The 17,703-nt window shown below is 72.3% G+C and carries 14 protein-coding genes; 9 read left to right on the top strand and 5 right to left on the bottom strand.

All coding sequences use genetic code 11. From position 1 onward, the window contains the following. Positions 1 to 119 precede the first annotated feature (119 nt). On the bottom strand, positions 120 to 3,935 hold the full coding sequence (locus AB0N84_RS13135; RefSeq protein WP_363546996.1) for a TIM-barrel domain-containing protein: 3,816 nt from the start codon (positions 3,933 to 3,935) through the stop codon (positions 120 to 122). Positions 3,936 to 4,266: 331 nt separating this feature from the next. Between AB0N84_RS13135 and AB0N84_RS13130 the strand changes: the two genes are divergently transcribed. From AB0N84_RS13130 to AB0N84_RS13095, 8 genes are all read left to right on the top strand, one after another. Then, positions 4,267 to 6,207 carry an arabinofuranosidase catalytic domain-containing protein gene (locus tag AB0N84_RS13130; protein ID WP_363546993.1) on the top strand — a complete coding sequence of 647 codons (1,941 nt, stop codon included), beginning with the start codon at positions 4,267 to 4,269 and terminating at the stop codon, positions 6,205 to 6,207. Between the two features lie 153 nt (positions 6,208 to 6,360). Continuing rightward, a complete protein-coding gene (locus AB0N84_RS13125) occupies positions 6,361 to 7,410 on the top strand; it encodes a LacI family DNA-binding transcriptional regulator (RefSeq protein WP_289459842.1) in 1,050 nt (349 codons plus the stop codon). 88 nt (positions 7,411 to 7,498) lie between these two features. Continuing rightward, the gene (locus AB0N84_RS13120; RefSeq protein WP_289459841.1) at positions 7,499 to 8,761 is read left to right on the top strand and encodes an ABC transporter substrate-binding protein; all 1,263 of its coding nucleotides are present in this window, start codon (positions 7,499 to 7,501) and stop codon (positions 8,759 to 8,761) included. Then, positions 8,758 to 9,720, top strand: coding sequence for a sugar ABC transporter permease (locus AB0N84_RS13115; protein ID WP_069712929.1), 963 nt, complete (start codon positions 8,758 to 8,760; stop codon positions 9,718 to 9,720). Before AB0N84_RS13120 ends, AB0N84_RS13115 begins: the two co-directional genes overlap by 4 nt. Continuing rightward, complete coding sequence (locus tag AB0N84_RS13110; protein ID WP_220456199.1) at positions 9,710 to 10,630, top strand: carbohydrate ABC transporter permease; 921 nt, start codon at positions 9,710 to 9,712, stop codon at positions 10,628 to 10,630. The genes AB0N84_RS13115 and AB0N84_RS13110 overlap by 11 nt, the downstream gene beginning before the upstream one ends. Continuing rightward, positions 10,627 to 11,943, top strand: a complete 1,317-nt coding sequence (locus AB0N84_RS13105) for a family 1 glycosylhydrolase (RefSeq protein ID WP_363546988.1) — start codon at positions 10,627 to 10,629, stop codon at positions 11,941 to 11,943. Before AB0N84_RS13110 ends, AB0N84_RS13105 begins: the two co-directional genes overlap by 4 nt. Before the next feature lie 123 nt (positions 11,944 to 12,066). Continuing rightward, positions 12,067 to 12,516, top strand: coding sequence for a hypothetical protein (locus tag AB0N84_RS13100; protein ID WP_363547005.1), 450 nt, complete (start codon positions 12,067 to 12,069; stop codon positions 12,514 to 12,516). A 31-nt stretch (positions 12,517 to 12,547) separates the two neighbouring features. After that, entirely contained in the window at positions 12,548 to 12,946 is a 399-nt protein-coding gene (locus tag AB0N84_RS13095) for a hypothetical protein (protein WP_363546985.1), read from the top strand. A 45-nt stretch (positions 12,947 to 12,991) separates the two neighbouring features. On the opposite strand, the gene AB0N84_RS13090 is transcribed toward AB0N84_RS13095, so the two are convergent. The 3 genes from AB0N84_RS13090 to AB0N84_RS13080 form a co-directional block, all read right to left on the bottom strand. Continuing rightward, positions 12,992 to 14,425 (bottom strand): FtsX-like permease family protein, encoded by a 1,434-nt coding sequence (locus AB0N84_RS13090; RefSeq protein WP_363546982.1) that lies wholly within the window; start codon positions 14,423 to 14,425, stop codon positions 12,992 to 12,994. 2 nt (positions 14,426 to 14,427) lie between these two features. Continuing rightward, positions 14,428 to 14,856, bottom strand: coding sequence for a hypothetical protein (locus tag AB0N84_RS13085; RefSeq protein WP_363546979.1), 429 nt, complete (start codon positions 14,854 to 14,856; stop codon positions 14,428 to 14,430). Between the two features lie 108 nt (positions 14,857 to 14,964). Then, positions 14,965 to 15,381 carry an HIT domain-containing protein gene (locus AB0N84_RS13080; RefSeq protein ID WP_363546976.1) on the bottom strand — a complete coding sequence of 139 codons (417 nt, stop codon included), beginning with the start codon at positions 15,379 to 15,381 and terminating at the stop codon, positions 14,965 to 14,967. An 81-nt stretch (positions 15,382 to 15,462) separates the two neighbouring features. Between AB0N84_RS13080 and AB0N84_RS13075 the strand changes: the two genes are divergently transcribed. After that, on the top strand, positions 15,463 to 17,100 hold the full coding sequence (locus tag AB0N84_RS13075; protein ID WP_363546973.1) for an MFS transporter: 1,638 nt from the start codon (positions 15,463 to 15,465) through the stop codon (positions 17,098 to 17,100). Between the two features lie 7 nt (positions 17,101 to 17,107). Here the strand turns inward: AB0N84_RS13075 and AB0N84_RS13070 are convergent, their stop codons facing one another. Beyond that, positions 17,108 to 17,629: a GNAT family N-acetyltransferase gene (locus tag AB0N84_RS13070; RefSeq protein WP_363546970.1), complete on the bottom strand. Its 522-nt coding sequence runs from the start codon at positions 17,627 to 17,629 to the stop codon at positions 17,108 to 17,110. Positions 17,630 to 17,703: the final 74 nt, after the last annotated feature.

Genomic DNA, 17,703 nt, shown 5'->3' with positions numbered 1-17,703 from the left:
GGCGCCCAGGCGGCGGTCGCCTCGGCGCTCGGCACGCTGGCCATCTGGGGCGACGTGCTCACGGCGACCGGTGCGGCGACCATGGTGGCGGCCCTCCCGTCCGTCACGCCGTCGGACCGTCAGCCGCGCACGCGACGTCGGCGACGCACCGTCAGCACGACCCCGCCTGCGGCGAGCAGTCCCGCGGCCAGCAGCGCCAGCGGCAGCAGGTCCGCACCCGTCCACGCGAGGGCACCGTCACGGCCCCCGGCTGCGTCCGAGCCCGGGGCAGCCCCCGCTCCGTCGGCACCCGCCGCCGGACCGGACCCGCCGGGCGAGCCGCCTCCCGGCGTCGCACCGGGCGTCGGGGTCGGCGTTGCACCCGGCCCGGACGCCGCGGGCGTCACCGTGAACGCCGCCCGGGCGAGCACCGTGTCACCCACCGACGCCGTCACCGTGACCCGGCCGGACGCGGTGGCCGGCACCGTCAGCTCGGCCGAGAACGCGCCGGCCGCGTCGGTGTGCGCGGTGGCGCCACCGAGGTCCGGCGTGGTGGCGAGCGCCACGTCGGTGTCGGCCGGGAAGCCCGCACCCGTCACGGTCTGCACGGCACCCGCGGCGACCTGCGGGTCCGCGACCCGGAGCGTCGGGGTCGCGGCTGCCTCGCTGCTGAACCGCACGACCGTGTGCTCGGTCACGGACCGCTCGTCGACCGGCACGCTGATCGTGCGCGTGGCGGCGTCGTAGTTCCACGCCGTGTCGGCGACCGGACGGCCGTCGACGGTCACGGTGCGCGGACGGTCCGCGTCGCGGAAGGTCGCGGTCCACGAACGGTCCTGCACCTGGCCCGTGAACGTGCCGTCCACCGGGGCGATGTCGAGCGTGCCGCCGGTCGCCTGCTGCGTGTAGCGGACGGCCGTGGAGGCACTGCTCGCCGCCGCCTTCCCGCGCACGTCCGCCGTGCTGGTCGCGCCCTCACCGGCGTCCTCGTACAGGTCGAAGGCGCCGTCCGCGCCGGTCGCCACCGTCAGGGTGACGGCGTCGAGCGGTGCCGCGTCGTTCGCGACGTGGTGCGAGCGGGTCGGGACGATCCCACCGCTCTTCACGAACACGGGCATGCTGTCGAGTCCGGTCGTCACGTCGGCGGTGGTGCCACCGGCGTAGGTCTTCCCCGTGAACCAGTCGGTCCAGGAGCTGCCGGCCGGGAACCACACCGAGCGGGTGGCGGTGCCGGTGTCCGCGTCGTTCGCGGTCGTGACCGGGGCGACGAGGACGTCCGCGCCGTACAGGTACTCGGAGCCGGCCTGGGCGTAGGACTGCTGCGCCTCGGGGTACTGCAGGTAGAGCGGTTGCAGGATCGGGGTGCCGGTCGCCGTCGCCTGGGCGGCGAGGGTGTACGTCAGGGGGAGCAGGTCCTCGCGGAGGTTCAGGAACTGCTTCGCCGACGCGTTCGCGGCGGCCGGGTACTGCCAGGGCAGCCGGTCGCTGTGGTTGCTGTGCAGGCGGTCGATCGGCTGGAAGGTCCCGAGCTGCACCCAGCGGGCGTAGAGGTCCTCGGGCAGCTGGGTCGTGCCCGGCTCGGCGCCCTCGATGCCGTACTGCGCACCGTTGTGACCGCCGATGTCGTGGCTGATCGACGCGAGGCCGGTCGCTGCGGACTCACCCGGGGTGTACCCGACCTCGGCCGCGAGCATGTCCCACGACGACGTGGTGTCGCCGGTGAAGTGCACCGTGGTGCGCTTGTCCGCCCACGGCCCGGTCGGGACCGCCTGCGGGTTGCCGTAGCCGCCCGCGGTCAGCGAGCCGTACGCCCGAGAGAACGCCAGGCCGCGGCCGCCGAGGGCCTCGTTCGTCGCCTTCGCGTACTGCTGGTTGATGAAGGCGTCGGGGGTGACGCCGTTCGCCGAGTACTTCGAGTTCTCGCTGCAGCACCAGTCGAGCCACCACATGTCGACGCCCTCGGGCTGCATCGACGTGTGCAGGTCGAAGTAGGCCTTGAGCTGGTCGGGGTCCGACCAGTCGAACAGGTAGCGGTCGCCGTCGCCCTTCGTGAGCTTCCCCTTCGCGGTGACCTGCGCCTGCGCGAACTTCGGGTCCTTGCTCGAGATCGACGGGTGGATGTTCAGGGTGTTGTGGATGCCCTCGGCGTGCCAGTCGGCGAGCAGCCCGGTCATGTCCGGGATGCGGGCCGGGTCGACCGACCAGCCGTCCCACTTGCTGTCGCCCTCGTTCGTCGTGCTGCCGGTCTTGTAGTCCGTGTCGATCGCCATGACGTCGACCGGGACCCCCTCGTCGCGGAAGCGCTTCGCGATCGCCAGGTAGTCGGCCTGCGAGCGGTCGTAGTACTCGGAGTACCAGACGCCGTACGCCCAGCGGGGGAGGAGCTTCGTCGGTCCGGTCAGGACCGCGAGCTCCTGGAGTGCGTGGCGGTAGTCGGAGCCGTAGCCGAAGACGTAGCCGTCCTGGTACGGCTTCCCGCCGTGGTCACCGGCGGGGGTGACGGTGTCCGTCGTCGGGTCGTACCCGGCCGAGGCGCTGTCGTCGAGGAGCGACCAACCGTCCTGGTACAGCAGGCCCGGGTTGGTCTTGACGGACCCGTTCGCGGTGTCGAGGTCGCGGCGGTACCCGCCGAGCGGGGCGTGCGCCGCGAGCACCGGCGATGCGGTGTCGACGACGGCCACCGTGTCGAAGTTGACGTTGCAGTTCGCCGCGACGGTCGGGCAGCCGATCACCACGTCGTTCGTCCCCGCGGCGAGGTGCACCGGGACGGACACCGTGTTCCAGTCGTCCCAGCCGCTCGTCCTCGGCAGCTCGGCCGTGGTCGCCGCCTGGCCCGCGGGCGCGGCGGTCAGCGTCGGGACGGTCGCGGAGCCGTTGGCGTAGCGGACCTGGAGGACGTGGTCGCCGGCCGTCGGGACGCCGGTGACGTGCACGGTCAGCTGGGCGCCGCTGCGCTCGAACCCGGCGACGAAGCCGGTGCCGGCGAAGCCGTTGTGGTTCGTGGCCGTGTCCGCGGGAGCGGTCAACGCCGCGTCCTCGGCCTGGCAGACGACCCCGAAGGCGCAGTCCTGCCCACCGGCGGCGGTCGACGGCGCCGGGTAGGCGGCGCCGCTCGGCACGAGGGCCAGGCTGTCGACGTTCACCTGCCCGGAGTCGCCTGCGGTCCGCTCGATGCGGACGGTGTGCGTGCCGGCGGTCAGGTCGAGTGCCGCGGCCGTGGTGGTCCGCCAGTCGTCCCAGTCCGCACCCGGGGCGAGGCTGATCGTCTGCGCAGTCCCGCCGTCGACGGTGACGGTGAGCGTCCGGGTGGCGACCTTGCCGTCGCCGCCCTGGCTGTTCGCGTAGCGGAGGGCGAGGTCGTACGAGCCGGTCGTCGACGCGGTGGTGGTGAAGGACACCGCGTTGCCGACGGACTCGAAGCCCGCGGCGAACCCGGCGCCGGTGTAGCCGCCGTGGTCGGTGGCGAGCGAGAGGCCGCTGAGCCCGAGCGCCTCGGCCTCGCACAGCGTCCCGATCGTGCAGGACGGGGTCGGCTTCGTGACCCACGGCGTCCCGGTGACGTGCTGCCCCGACGGCAGGGTCAGGCTGGTCTGCAGGGTGTCCTGCGTGAACGGGCCCGAGCCCTCCTCGTACCGGACCTGCATCGCCCCGGTGTCGATGGTCAGCCAGCCGTCCTGCTCGGTCTTCGTGAACCGTGTCGGCGCGAAGTCGTCGCGGCCGACGACGTTGAACGTGCTGCCGTCGGTGAACCGCGAGTCCCCGGCGTACTCGGTCCGGATCAGGGTGGGGGAGAGCACCTCGAACCGGGCCTGGCCGGACACGACGGTGCGGGCGGCCGCGGGGTCCGCGGCGGCGGGGAGCGCCGTGAGGCCGAGCATGCTCAGCGCGGTCGCGGCGACGAGGGCCGAGGACAGCGCACGGCGCTGCCCTCGGGAACGGACGGGGTTGGCGCGCAAGTGTGCTCCTCGTGGACGACGTCGTCCATCGGGCCGTTCGACGGCCGTGACCACGGTCGCCCGGTTCGGCGGCCGCGTTTACAACGCTGGAAACCATACGGCGTCCGTGGCCCCCGGGGAAGGGGCACGGCTGCACGAGTGGTACGGCAGGGCGACGGTTCTCCGGCGACCGACCGGCGGGGTCTGTCGGTCCCGCGGAGTGGTCGAGCCGAGACGAGCAGGCAAGCGCCCGGGTCGCAGCCGCGTCGGCCGTCGCTGATCGGCCATCGGCACTGGCCCGGACGTGCTCCGTCGCGTATGATCTGTTTAATCGTTTAAGCATCGTTCGCCGATGCTCACGACCGCCATCTCAGCAACGACGCTCGGAAGGAACCGCTCCACCATGCGCACCACCAGACCATCCCCACGACGACGGCGCACGGTCGCCGCCGCACTCGGCGCCCTCGCACTCGTCACGGGCAGCCTCTTCGCCACGACGTTCGGCGTCGGCACCGCCTCCGCCGCCACGAACGGCCCCTGCGACACCTACGGCGGCGCGGGTACCGCGTGCGTCGCCGCGTACAGCTCCACCCGGGCGCTCTTCGCCGCCTACAACGGGCCGCTCTACCAGGTGCAGCGCGCCTCGGACGGGGCGACCACCGACGTCGGGCTCCTCGCCGCGGGCGGGTACGCGAACGCCGCGACGCAGGACGCCTTCTGCTCCGGCACGACGTGCACGATCCCGAAGATCTACGACCAGACCAGCAACCACAACGACCTGACGGTCGCCGGCGCCGGGGACGCGGGACCCGCGAACCACGCCGCCGACGCCGCTGCGCTGCCGGTCACGGTCGCCGGGCACAAGGCCTACGGCGTGTTCATGCCGCAGCAGGTCGCCTACCGGATCTCGAGCACGGTCGCCAAGGGCACCGCGCGCGGGGCCAGTCCGGAGTCGATGTACGAGGTCGCGAGCGGCACGAACGTCAACCACGGCTGCTGCTCCGACTTCGGCAACGTCGAGACCCAGGCGAAGGACACCGGCAAGGGGCACATGGACGCCCTGAACCTGTCGATGCTCAACGGCAAGGGCAGCGCGGGCCGCGGGCCCTGGGTGCAGGCCGACATCGAGAACGGCGTCTACGAGGGGAAGACGGCGATCAACACGGCGAACACCGGCAACGCGAGCAAGTTCGTCACCGCGCTCCTCAAGAACGACGGCGTCGCGAACTTCGCGCTGAAGGGCGGTGACTCGCAGGGCGGCTCGCTGTCGAAGTGGTACGAGGGTGCGCTGCCGACGGACAGGGACGCCGACGGTCAGGGCTACACGCCGATGAAGCTCGAGGGCTCGATCGTGCTCGGCGCGGGCGGCGACAACTCGAACCGCGGCATGCAGTCGTTCTTCGAGGGCGTGATGACCACCGGGTACTCGACCGACGCTGCGGACGACGCGGTGCAGGCGAACATCGTCGCGCAGGGCTACCAGGGTGTCTCGACGGGTGGGGGACCCGGCGCGTTCACCACCGGCCCCGGCGGCAAGTGCATCGACGTCGCCGGTGACGACACCGGCGGCAACACCGCGGTCGTGCAGCTCTACGACTGCCGGACCCTCGCCGCCGACCAGCACTGGCTCGGCAGCGTGTACGGAGTGCACACGCTGAGCACGCTCGGACGGTGCCTGGACGCGAACGGCAACGGCACGGCGAACGGCACCCAGGTCGAGCTCTACGACTGCAACGGCGTCGGCGGGCAGCAGTGGATCGTGCAGCCCGACGGGTCGATCAAGAACCCGCAGTCCGGTCGGTGCCTCGACGATCCGTCCGGCAACACCGCGAACGGCACCGCGCTGCAGCTCTACGACTGCAACGGCAACGCCGCGCAGAAGTTCGTCGCGGCGGTGCCGATCGGCACGATCGGCGGCAAGTGCGTCGACGTGGCGGGCAACGACCTGCAGCAGAACGGGCAGCAGGTGCAGGTGTTCGACTGCCAGACCCTGCTGACCGACGAGCAGACGACGGACCAGCAGTGGGCGTACAACGCGAACGACCACACGATCCGCACGCTCGGGCGCTGCCTGGACCTCGACGGCAACGCGACGGCGAACGGCACGCACCTCGAGCTGTACACGTGCAACGGGGTCGGTGGGCAGCAGTGGGTGCCGCAGGCGAACGGCTCGGTACTGAACCCGCAGTCCGGTCGGTGCCTCGACGTCCCGTCGGGCAACACCGCGAACCAGACGCCGCTGCAGCTGTACGACTGCAACGGCCAGGCGCCGCAGGTGTTCCGCTTTAACTGATCCAGGTGCCGGACGGGAGGCGCGGGGCGGTCCCGCCACGCGCCTCCCGTCCGGCCGCACAACAACACTTGCTCAATCGATTCAGCAGGTGCAGACTGTCCGCAGCGGTTAATCGATAAAACAACCGCCCCGTCCACTCCGAGGAGGCGCCCCGTGTCCAAGTCCGTGACCCTGAAGGACGTCGCCGCCGCGGTCGGGGTGACCTCGGCCGCCGCGAGCATGGCACTCTCCGGTCACGAGCGGATCAGCGAGAAGACACGGGCCGCCGTCAAGCAGGCTGCCGACGAACTCGGCTACGTGCCGAGCTCGGCCGGACGGGCCCTGCGCAGTCAGCGTGCCGACGCGGTCGCCCTCATCGTGCCGAACTCGTCGACGCACGTGTTCGGCCACCTGTACTTCATGCACGTGCTCACCGGCATGTCGACCGCGGCGAACGCCCACGACGCCCAGGTGATCGTCTCCACGAACGCCGACACGTCCTCGGGTGGTGTCGCGTACGAGCGGGTGATGCGGTCCCGGACCGCCGACGGTGCGATCGTCACCAGCGCCGCGATCGACGACGACCACGTGCAGACCCTGGTCGCGAGCGGGTTGCCCGTGGTCCTCATCGGCAACTACCCGCACCTGGAACGTGCCGTGTCGGTCGGCATCGACGACGTCACCGCGACCGAACGGCTCGTCGAGCACCTGGTCACCGTGCACGGCCGACGTCGGCTCCTGCACGTGACCGGCACGCTCGACCACCAGACCGGCATCGACCGGCGCGACGGGTTCCTCCGGGCCGCGGACACGCACGGACTGTCCGACGTCGCCGTCGTCGAGGGCGACCTGTCCGAGGCGTCCGGCGCCGCGGCGGTCGAGCAGGTCCTGGCGTCCGGCGCCGAGCACGACGGCATCGTCTTCGCCAACGACGACATGGCCGTCGGGGGCCTGCGGGTCCTGCGCCGAGCAGGCATCCGAGTACCCGACGACGTCTCCGTGGTCGGGTTCGACGACTTCGGACTCGCCCGGGTCACCACCCCGGGCATCACCACCGTGCGGGTGCCGGCCGAGGAGATGGGGCGCATCGCCACCGAGCGCCTCTTCGACCTGGTCGACCGTCGCACCCCCAGCACGACGGGGCAGCACACCGAGCTGCCCGTCGAGGTCGTCCTCCGCGGTTCCTGCGGCTGCGACGACGACGCGAGGTCCCCCGCCCCCTGAGCTCATCCTCTCCCCATCCACCACAGCGCACCGTCCGACACCGAACACCGACCCGCGCACCCCTGCGACGCAAAGGAGCGTTACAACGATGAAGCACACGCGCACGACCCTCGCGGTCGTCTCCGGGGCCGCCGCCCTCGCCCTCGTCCTGACCGGCTGCTCGGCCGGGGGATCCGCGAGCACGAACGGCCCCGTCACCCTGAAGGTCTGGACCGGCTTCACCGGCGGCGACCGCCCCGGCTACGCCACCATCGTGCAGGACTTCGAGAAGGCCCACCCGAAGATCAAGGTCGACATGACCGTCCAGCCCTGGGACACCATCCAGCAGAAGCTGCCGTCCGCGTGGCTCACCGGACAGGGCCCCGACGTCGCCGCGGTCAGCTCGGACCCGAACGCCGTCGCGCAGTACGTGAAGACGAACTCGGTGCTGCCCATCACGATGACCGGCAGCGGTGACAGCAAGATCAACACCGCGCAGTTCGCCCCCGGGACGGTCGACGAGTTCACCTACGACGGCAAGCTCTACGGCGTCCCCGCGAACTTCGCGACGCTGAGCCTGTACTACAACAAGAAGCTCTTCCAGGAAGCCGGCATCGCGAACCCGCCGACGACCGTCCAGGAGATGGCGGCCGACGCGAAGCAGCTCACCACCGGTGGGAAGTACGGCATCGCGCTCGCCGACAACCAGACCATCCAGATGTGGCCGGTCCTGCAGTGGCTCGAGGGCGGCGACATCGTCACGGGCAAGGGCTGCAGCGCCGTCCAGACGAGCGCGTCGAAGCAGGGCCTCGAGACCTGGGGTGACCTGGTGGCGAAGGACGGGGTCAGCCCGGTCGGGCTCACCGGTGCCGAAGCCGACTCGCTGTTCTCCGCCGGCAAGGCCGCGATGGAGATCAACGGACCGTGGGCCGCGTCCGGGTACGAGAGCGCCGGGATCGACCTCGGCATCGTGAAGGTCCCGGTCGGCGTCGACGGCAAGTCGAGCACGCTCGGGTCGATCGCGCCGCTGTCGATCTCGGCGAAGACGAAGTACCCGGAGCAGGCGCAGCAGTTCCTGGCCTACTGGACGTCGAAGACCGCGCAGCAGAAGTTCTCGCTGCAGACCGGCTTCCCGCCGCTCCGCACCGACCTGACCGACGACGCGAAGCTGCAGGCCGACCCGACGGTGTCGGTGTTCGCGAGCCAGGTCGGCGACGCCCGGCTGTACCTGCCGCACGTCGAGAACGCCACGAAGGTCGACTCCGACGCCTACGTGCCGATGATCGGCAAGATCACCCGCGGCACCTCGGTCGCCGACGCGACGAAGGAGGCCGCGTCGACCATCGACGGCCTGACGGGTTGCAGCAAGTGACCGACCAACTCCTCGGGTCGGCCCCGTCACGCGGTGCGCGTGACGGGGCCCCCGCCTCCGCCACCGGCCGGGAGGCGCGCCCCACCCGCCGTCGAGCGCGCCGCTTCCAGCCGGCCTGGCTCTTCATGGCGCCGTCACTGCTCATCCTCGGCGTGTTCGTCCTGTTCCCGATCCTCCGGTCGCTGTACTACTCGTTCTTCGACTGGACGGTGGGCGCCGCATCGCAGCAGTTCGTCGGCCTCGGGAACTACGTGCAGCTCACCCGCGACCCGCAGTTCTGGAACGCGCTGCGCGTGACGCTCGAGTACACGGTCGTCTCCGTCGTCCTGCTCGTGGTGCTCGGCTTCGTGGCCGCGCTCCTGCTGCAGCGGGACACCCTGCTCAACCGGATCGTCCGGTCGGTGTTCTTCTTCCCGACCATCGTGTCGCTCGTCACGATCGGCCTGGTCTGGAAGTTCCTGCTCGACCCCGACATCGGGCTCGTCGGCGGCCTGACCGCACTGTTCGGGCTCCCGAGCGTCGCCTGGCTGCAGTCCACCTCGCTCGCCCTGCCGACCGTGATCCTCGTGTCGGTGTGGAAGAGCATCGGCTTCGCGATGATCCTGTTCATCGCCGGGCTCAAGGGCGTCCCCGCAGAACGGTACGAGGCGGCCGAGCTCGACGGCGCGAACCGCTGGCAGACGACCTGGCGCATCACGCTGCCGAGCATCCGCCCGACCCTGCTCTTCACGTCGATGATCCTGACGATCCAGTCGTTCCAGGTCTTCGACCTCGTCTACGTGATGACCGGCGGCGGACCCGTGTTCGCCACCGACTCGCTCGTGAACCTGCTCTACCGCGACGGCTTCGTCGACTACCAGACCGGCTACGCGTCGGCCATCTCCTGGGTCCTCTTCGTGATCATCATGCTCATCTCGCTCCTGCAGCTCCGACTGTTCCGCTACGACGATGTCGACTGACGCGCTCACCCGGCGACCGCCCGTGGCGGAGCCGACCCGTGCCTCCCGGCCGGACCCCGACCGACGCGCCCGGCGACACGGTCGTCGGAGCGGCCTCGTCGTCACCGGCTCCGTCCTGAAGTGGGTGTACCTCGGCATCGGGCTGGTGTTCGCGCTCGTGCCGTTCGTCTGGATGGTGAGCGGGTCGTTCCGGTCCGAGGCCGACCTGTTCGGCCACCCCGCCTCGCTGTTCCCGACGAGCATCACGCTGCACGGGTACCAGGGGGTGTGGTCGCAACTGCCGTTCCTGCGGTTGCTGCTCAACTCGTTCGTGTTCACCGTCGTCACGACCGTGCTGACGCTGCTCTTCGACTCGATGTGCGCGTACGCACTGGCCCGCATGCGGTTCGTCGGGCGGAACGTGGCGTTCGTGCTCGTCATCGCGACGCTCATGGTGCCGTTCCAGGTGACGCTCATCCCGGTGTTCGTCGAGCTGTTCCACCTCGGCTGGTTGAACACCTACCAGGGGCTGATCATCCCGCGGGCGACGAGCGCGTTCGGGATCTTCCTGTTCCGGCAGTTCTTCATCGACATCCCGCCGGAGCTCGACGAGGCGGCGCGCATCGACGGCGCCGGGCACTGGCGGATCTACTGGCAGGTGATCCTGCCGCTGGCGAAGCCCGCGATCGCGACCGTCGCCGTGCTCAACGGCATGGCCCTGTGGAACGACCTGCTCTGGCCGCTCGTCGTGAGCACGTCGAACGACATGCTGACGCTGCCCGCCGGACTGACGCTGTTCGGCGGGGCGCACGTGACCGACCACGCGGTCCTGCTCGCCGGTGCGGTGATCTCGCTGCTGCCGATCGCCGTCGGGTTCTTCTTCGCGCAGAAGTACTTCGTCGCCGGTGTCGCCACCTCGGGGCTGAAGTGACCGGCCCGTCCGCCTTCGCCCGCGGCACGTTCACCTGGGCGCTCGGCATCGAGGACACCTGCGTGCACCCGCCGGCCCGGTTCGCGATGGCGCCGCTCGACGAGCACGCGCTGACCGGGCACGACCGAGCGTGGCGGAGCGACCTCGACGCGGTCCGTGACCTCGGCGCCACGGCGCTGCGGTACGGCGTCGACTGGCCCCGTGTGCACCTCGGACCCGGCCGCTTCGACTGGTCGGAGCTCGACGAGCGCCTGCCGCACGCCGCGGCCGGCGGGGTGACGGTCATCGCCGACCTGGTGCACTACGGCACACCGACGTGGCTCGACGACTCGTTCGCCGACCCGCGGTACCCGGCGGTCGTGGCCGAGTTCGCGGAGGCCTTCGCCCGGCGGTACGCCGGTGTGGTCGACCACGTCACCCCCCTCAACGAACCGATCACGACGGCCTCGTTCGCCGGGCTGCGGGGCGTGTGGCCCCCGGGCCTCACCGGGTGGGACGGGTGGACCCGGGTGGTGCTCGGCATCGTCGACGGCATCCAGCGGACCGTCCGCGCCGTCCGGGCGGCGAACCCGCAGGCCGTGATCGTGCACGTCGAGGCGAGCACGCTCGTCCGACCGGTGGACGGCGGCACCGCGGTGGTGGCGGAGGCAGCCCTGCTCGAGCTGCTCGGGACCGTCCCGACCGACCTGGTGCTCGGACGGGTCACGGCAGAGCACCCCGCGCACGACTGGCTCCTCGACCACGGGGCGACACCCACCGCGCTGCGGGCGCTGGTGGAGGGCGCGGTCGCCGTCGACCTGCTCGGCGTGAACTACTACCCGGACCTCACGCCGCGGCAGCTCACGGTCGAGGACGGCCGGGTCGTCCAGCACGCGCACGACCGGTGGACCGCCGGGCTCGTCGAGGCCCTCCGTCGGTTCGACGACCGGTACGGGATCCCCATGGTCGTCACCGAGACCTCGATCGAGGGCGACGACGACCGTCGCTCGGCCTGGGTCGCGGACGCAGCCGACGCGGTGCGCGGGCTCGTGGCGGACGGCGTCGACCTGCGCGGGTTCACCTGGTGGCCGCTCTTCGACTTCGTCGACTGGTCGTACGCGGCGGGTGGGCGGAACGTCGAGGAGTTCGTGCTGCCGGCGGACGTCGTGGCCGACCGCGCGGCGAGCGACCGGAAGACGCCGTACCTGCGCCGCATGGGGCTCGTCCGGCTCGAGGAGGCGGCGGACGGAACGCTCGACCGCGTGCCGACCCCGGCGGCGGAGCGGTTCCGGGAGCGGGCGACGGCCGAGGTCGGAGCGGCACGGACCCCGTGACCGGCTGACCCTCGGTGCGACCGCCGCGCTCGCCGTGGGTGCGGCATGATGCTCGGTGACCGGTTCCGCGTGGCACCGGCCGAGGACGGCGGTGGACGCACCGCCCCTGACGAGGGAGTCGAGATGGGGACCGTGTTCAGCGAGGCGGAACGCGCCGCGATGCAGCAGGCCGCCGACGAGCGCCGGGCGACGAGGGGTCTGAAGGGTGCGGCGAAGCGGGACGCCGAACGCGAGGCCTGCACCGTCGCCATCGAACAGCTGACCGGCTTCGACCGGACCCTGGCCTCCCGGTTCCACGTCCTGGTGACGGAGGTCGCGCCGCACCTCGAACCGAAGACCTGGTACGGCTTCCCGTCGTACGCCCGGGACGGCAAGGTGGTGACGTTCGTGCAGCCGGCCGCGAAGTTCGGGTCCCGGTACGCCACGGTCGGGTTCCAGCAGGACGCGGCGCTCGACGACGGCGCGATGTGGGCCACCTCGTACGCGGTCGTCGAGTGGACCGACGACGTCGAGGAACGGCTCCGCGACCTCGTCCGCCGGGCCGCGGGCTCCGACCCGGGCGAGGACCGGTGACGGCGGTCGGCTCCGGTCGGGGCGGCGACCGGTGACGGCGGTCGACGAGGGCCTGCTGTACGACCTGTGCAGCCGCGCGCGGATCGTGCAGGTGCGGTCTGTGTCGTCGGAGGCCGGCCTGCGCGGGCTGACGGACCTGGTCCGACGCGCGACGGGGTGCACGGACACGTACTCCCACGAGCGCGTCGCCGCGATGATCGAGTCCGCCCCGCGACCCGTCGGGTTCCGGTACGGAGCGGCGCGTGTCGAGGCCGTCAGCACCGCCCGGACGACCCCGCCGGAGTCGTGGTCCGAGGACGAGCGGCACGACCACCGGGCCGCGCAGGACGCGTTGCTCCGCGCGGTGGGGCGGGACTCCGGCGAGCCCGTCGCCGGACCACTGGGGATCGCGCGGAACGTCGTGGAGCAGCTCCTGCTCCGCTGGTTCTAGCGCTCGCACCGCCGCAGCCGTCCAGCCGCCCCGGTCCCGCTCCGCCTACTCGTACCGGAGCGCCGCCACCGGGGCTGCCCGGACGGCCCGTGCGGCCGGACCGAGCGCGGCGGCGAGCCCGGTCGCCGACGCCCCGACGAGCACGACGACCACCAGCCACCCCGGCACGACGGGGGCGATGAGCGTGGCACCCTTCGTGGCCCCGAGCAGCGTGTACGCCCCCGCCCAGCCGTAGGCCGTGCCGAGCAGGACGCCGAGCACGACGGCCACGGCGATGGTGATCGCCGTCTCGACGAGCACGAGCGCGCGGACCTGCTGCCGGGTCGCGCCCACCACCCGGAGCAGGCCGAGCTCACGGCCGCGCTGCGCGATCGTCAGCGCGGTGACCGCGACCACGCCGGCGGCGGCGATGACCCCGGCAGCGCCGACGAGACCGGTGAACATGACCGCCAGCTGGTCGAACTGCTCCTCGATGCCGCGGTAGTACTCCGGGTCGCCGGCGGCCTGCTGCGAGAGCATGCTCGCGTACGTCGCGAAGCCCACCGCGAACGTCGCCATGAGCGTGACGGCGATGAGCAGGCCGACGGTCGCACGGGCGGTCCGCCTCGGTGCACGCAGGGAGTTGCGCGCGGCCATGGCGGGGACGACCGAGCGGGCGGTCGCGGCAGCCACCAGGCGGAGGACGGCGGGCAGCAGGACCGGCGACGCGACGACGACCCCGGTGAACGACAGGGCACCGCAGCCCACGGCGAGCAGCAGCGCGTCGACGGTCGACGCCCCGAGGACGACGGCGACGCCGAGTCCCGTGGCGCCCGACAGGAAGAGCGCCGCGGCGGTGACCGTGCGTCCCACGGACCGGGTCGTGCCGGGCGGCGGCTCGACACCGGACTCGAGCGCGCGCAGCGGCGGGATGGCGAGGACCGCCCGCGAACCGATGCGGAACGCGAGCGTGGTGATCGCGGCGACGAGCAGCCCGACCGGCAGGAGTGCCGGCGGCGCGAGCACGCCGAGCGGCGGGAGCGTCCCGGCCGCGGCAGCGACGGCGAGGGCGGCGTCGGCGACGAGCGTGCCGAGCACGGTCCCGACGACGGCACCGACGAGTCCGCTGACCAGACCGGTCCGGGTGACCTGCCGGCGGAGCCGGGCGCCGGTCGCGCCGAGCAGGCGCTGCAGGGCGAGGGACCGGGTCTGGCCGGCGATCACGGTCGCGCAGGTGTTCGACGCGACGACGGCGCTGACGTACAGCGCGACCCCGATGAACACCCACGCCACGACGGGCAGGATGAGGGCGACCGTGGCGCTCGACCCGGTGCGGTCCCCGAGCTCGACGATCCGCCGTGCGGCCGCCGCCCCGGTCACCACCAGGGCGCCGAGCCCGGCGGACAGCGCGGCGACCGAGACGGTGGCGGGGTCCTCGACGAGGAGCCGGAACGGGAGGCGGTGGTCGCCTCGCCGACGCCGGCCGCGGTGACGGGGCATGCTCAGGACCCGCCGTCGCCCGGGTTCGGCGTCCACGCGACCCAGCGGTCGCCCTTCGCGGTCATCGACCACCCGCCGCACTGCAGCACGGACGTCGCCTCGTAGACGTCGGGTGCGCCGTCGGCGTCCATGGTCGGCGCCGACTTCCGCGGGGTGGTCCGGCAGCCGTCCGCGGTCACGCCGGCACGGCTCGTGAAGACCAGCGTCGTCGGTGCGGTGTCGGAGGGACCGCCGCCGGTGCCCGTCACGGAGGTGATGGCCGTCGCGTCGTCCGGCAGCCACGCGGGAGCGGACTCCAGGTCGGCGCGGCTGGACGCCTCGGAGGTCAGGCGGTCGTGCGCGGCGTCGCCGAGGGCGGAGCAGCCGGTCAGGGCGACCGCGGCGAGCGCGAGCGCGCCGACGGTCAGGACGGTCGTGGTGGTGCGGGGCATGTCGGGCCTTTCGTGGTGTGTGCTCTGATCACAGCGGACCGCGCCGGCGCGGGGATCGTCTCAGAGGAGGACCGTCGTGCTCCTGCGGGATGACATCGGCGGACCGTGCTACTCGAACATCGACGCGACCGCCGCGTACGGGTCGCCGTCGACGACGTGTGCGGACCGCCGCGCGGGCCAGTGCGTCGTACCGTCGTCCGACCAGCACGGCACGACGTGGAAGTGCAGGTGCGGCACGCTCTGCCCGGCGTCGGCGCCGGAGGCCTGCAGCAGGACGGTGCCGGTCGCGTCGAGGGCGCCCCGCATCGCGCGGGCCACCCGTCGCGCGAGCGCCGTGCACGCGGCGAGCGAGGTGGGGTCGGCGCTCAGCAGGTCCGCGGTGTGCGCGACCGGCACCACGAGGGTGTGCCCGGGGGCGAGGGCCGAGTCGGGCAGGGGTGCGAACGCGACCGCGTGCTCCTCGCGCTCGACCCACGTCGCGGGGGTGCTGCCGTCGATGATGCGGCAGAACGGGCAGGTGTCCATCGGCCCAGTCTGGGGCAGTGGGGGACAGCGACCGCACATCCTGCGGACCGCGGGGAGGGGTCGGCCTAGCGTGGGATCGTCATGGCAGCCGAACACCGCAGATCCGTCGAGCCCGATGGGGCTCCCACCGTCGCGCACCACACCGCGCACCACGCCGCGACCGCCGAGCACCCCGAGGTGGAGCAGGCCGAGCAGCACCCCACCGAGCAGTCGACCACCGAGCAGTCGTCCACCCAGCAGTCGTCCACCCAGCAGGAGCCTGCCGACCGGCGCGGCGGCCCTGGGGGTGGCGGCGACGAGCCGGACCCGAACCGCTGGAAGGCGCTCGTCATCTGCCTGCTCGGCGGCGGCATCGTGCTGCTCGACGTGTCGATCGTCAACGTCGCACTGCAGTCGATCTCGAGCGGCCTGCCCGGCGCCTCGCCCGAGGCCGTGCAGTGGATCCTGTCCGGCTACGCCCTGGCGTTCGGCCTGCTGCTCGTCCCCGGCGGTCGTCTCGGCGACGCTTCGGGCCGACGGCGGATGTTCGTCATCGGCGTCGGACTGTTCACGGTCGCGAGTGCGCTCTGCGGGTTCGCCCCGAACGGGCTCGTCCTGGTGATCGCCCGCCTCGTGCAGGGCTTCGCGGGCGGTCTGCTCACACCCCAGGTGACAGCGCTCATCCAGCAGCTGTTCCGCGGCAAGGAGCGCGGCACCGCGTTCGGGCTGTTCGGTGCCACCGTCGGCATCGCGACCGCGATCGGCCCCCTGATCGGCGGGCTGCTCATCACCGCGTTCGGCACCGAGAACGGCTGGCGCTTCGTCTTCTTCGTGAACCTGCCCGTGGGACTCGTCACGATCCTCCTGGCCTTCCGCTACCTGCCCGCCGCGGCGACGAAGGAACGCGGTCGCCGGCACGACTTCGACCCGGTCGGCATCGTGCTGCTCGGTGCCGCGGTGGTCGCCCTGCTGCTGCCGTTCGTGCAGTCGGAGCAGTGGAAGAGCAACGCGAAGTGGTGGCTGGTCGTCGCCGCAGTCGTGTTCGCCGTCCTGTTCGTGCTCTGGGAGCGCCGCTACGGCCGGACGAAGGAGCCGGTCATCGACCTCGGGCTCTTCCGCCGTCGGTCGTTCTCGCTCGGCGTCGGCCTGGCCACGGTCTACTTCGCCGGCTTCACCCCGCTGTTCTTCGTCCTGACGCTCGCGCTGCAGTCCGGCCTGCACTACTCGGCGCTGCTCGCCGGCCTGGCCTCGGTGCCCTTCGCGATCGGTTCCGGCGTCGCCTCGACGATCGGTGGACGGGTCGTGCACCGATTCGGCCGGCAGCTCATCGTCGTCGGCACGGTCCTGGTCCTCATCGGGCTCGGCGGTGTCGTGTGGGTGGTCGCGAACCACTACGGACCGAACCTCGGCTGGTGGCTGGTGCTGCCGCTCCTGGTCGGGGGCATCGGCTCCGGGCTCACGATCTCGCCGAACCAGACGCTCACGCTCTCCGAGGTCCCGGTGGAGCAGGGCGGCTCGGCCGGCGGTCTCATCCAGGTCGGCGCCCGCGTCGGGTCGGCGATCGGCATCGCGGCGGTCGGCAGCGTCTTCTACTCGGCGCTCGCGAGCACGAAGGGCGACTACGCGCAGGGGCTGCCGCTGGGGCTCGGGGTGTCCCTGGCGTTCGTCGCGGCCGCGCTCGTGGCGGGCATCGTCGACGTCGTGGTCGGCAAGGTCCGGCACACGGAGGCGACCGTCTGACCAGCCGTCAGTCCGCAGTCGGGAGGCGGTACTTGAACCCCACGTGCGAGTCGACGAACCCGAGCCGCCGGTAGAACCGGTGCGCGTCGACGCGCGCGGCGTCCGAGGTCAGCTGGACGAGGGACGCCCCGAGCTCGGGCGCCGCGCGGTCGACGACCCAGCGCATCAGCCCGCCGCCGATCCCGAGGGACCGACGGCTGCTGGCCACGCGGACCGCCTCGACCAGCAGCCGGGTGCTGCCGCGACGGGCCATGCCGGGAATGCGTGTCAGCTGCAGGGTCGCGACGACGGAGCCGTCGGCGTCGACCGCGACGAGGAGGTCGTTACCGGGGTCGCGGATGACCTCGTCGAGCGCCGACGCGTACGCCCCGACGTCGTCCGTGGCCGCCGTGTCACCGCGTCCGGCACTCACCGGGTCGTCGGCGAGCAGCCGCACGATGGCACCCAGGTCGTCCGACGTGGCGCGACGCAGGACCGTCGCCCGGTCGGGGACCTCGAGCGGGGCGGGGAGACTGAGGTGTTCGATCACGGTGACCAGTCTGGTCGGCGACCGGGTCCGGCGCTCCCGACGAGCGACGTCCCGCCGGCGCACCGGTAGCCTGC

This window comes from Curtobacterium sp. NPDC089185 (assembly GCF_040685235.1).
Classification (GTDB): domain Bacteria; phylum Actinomycetota; class Actinomycetes; order Actinomycetales; family Microbacteriaceae; genus Curtobacterium; species Curtobacterium citri.
This window is presented reverse-complemented; position numbering and strand designations above follow the sequence as displayed.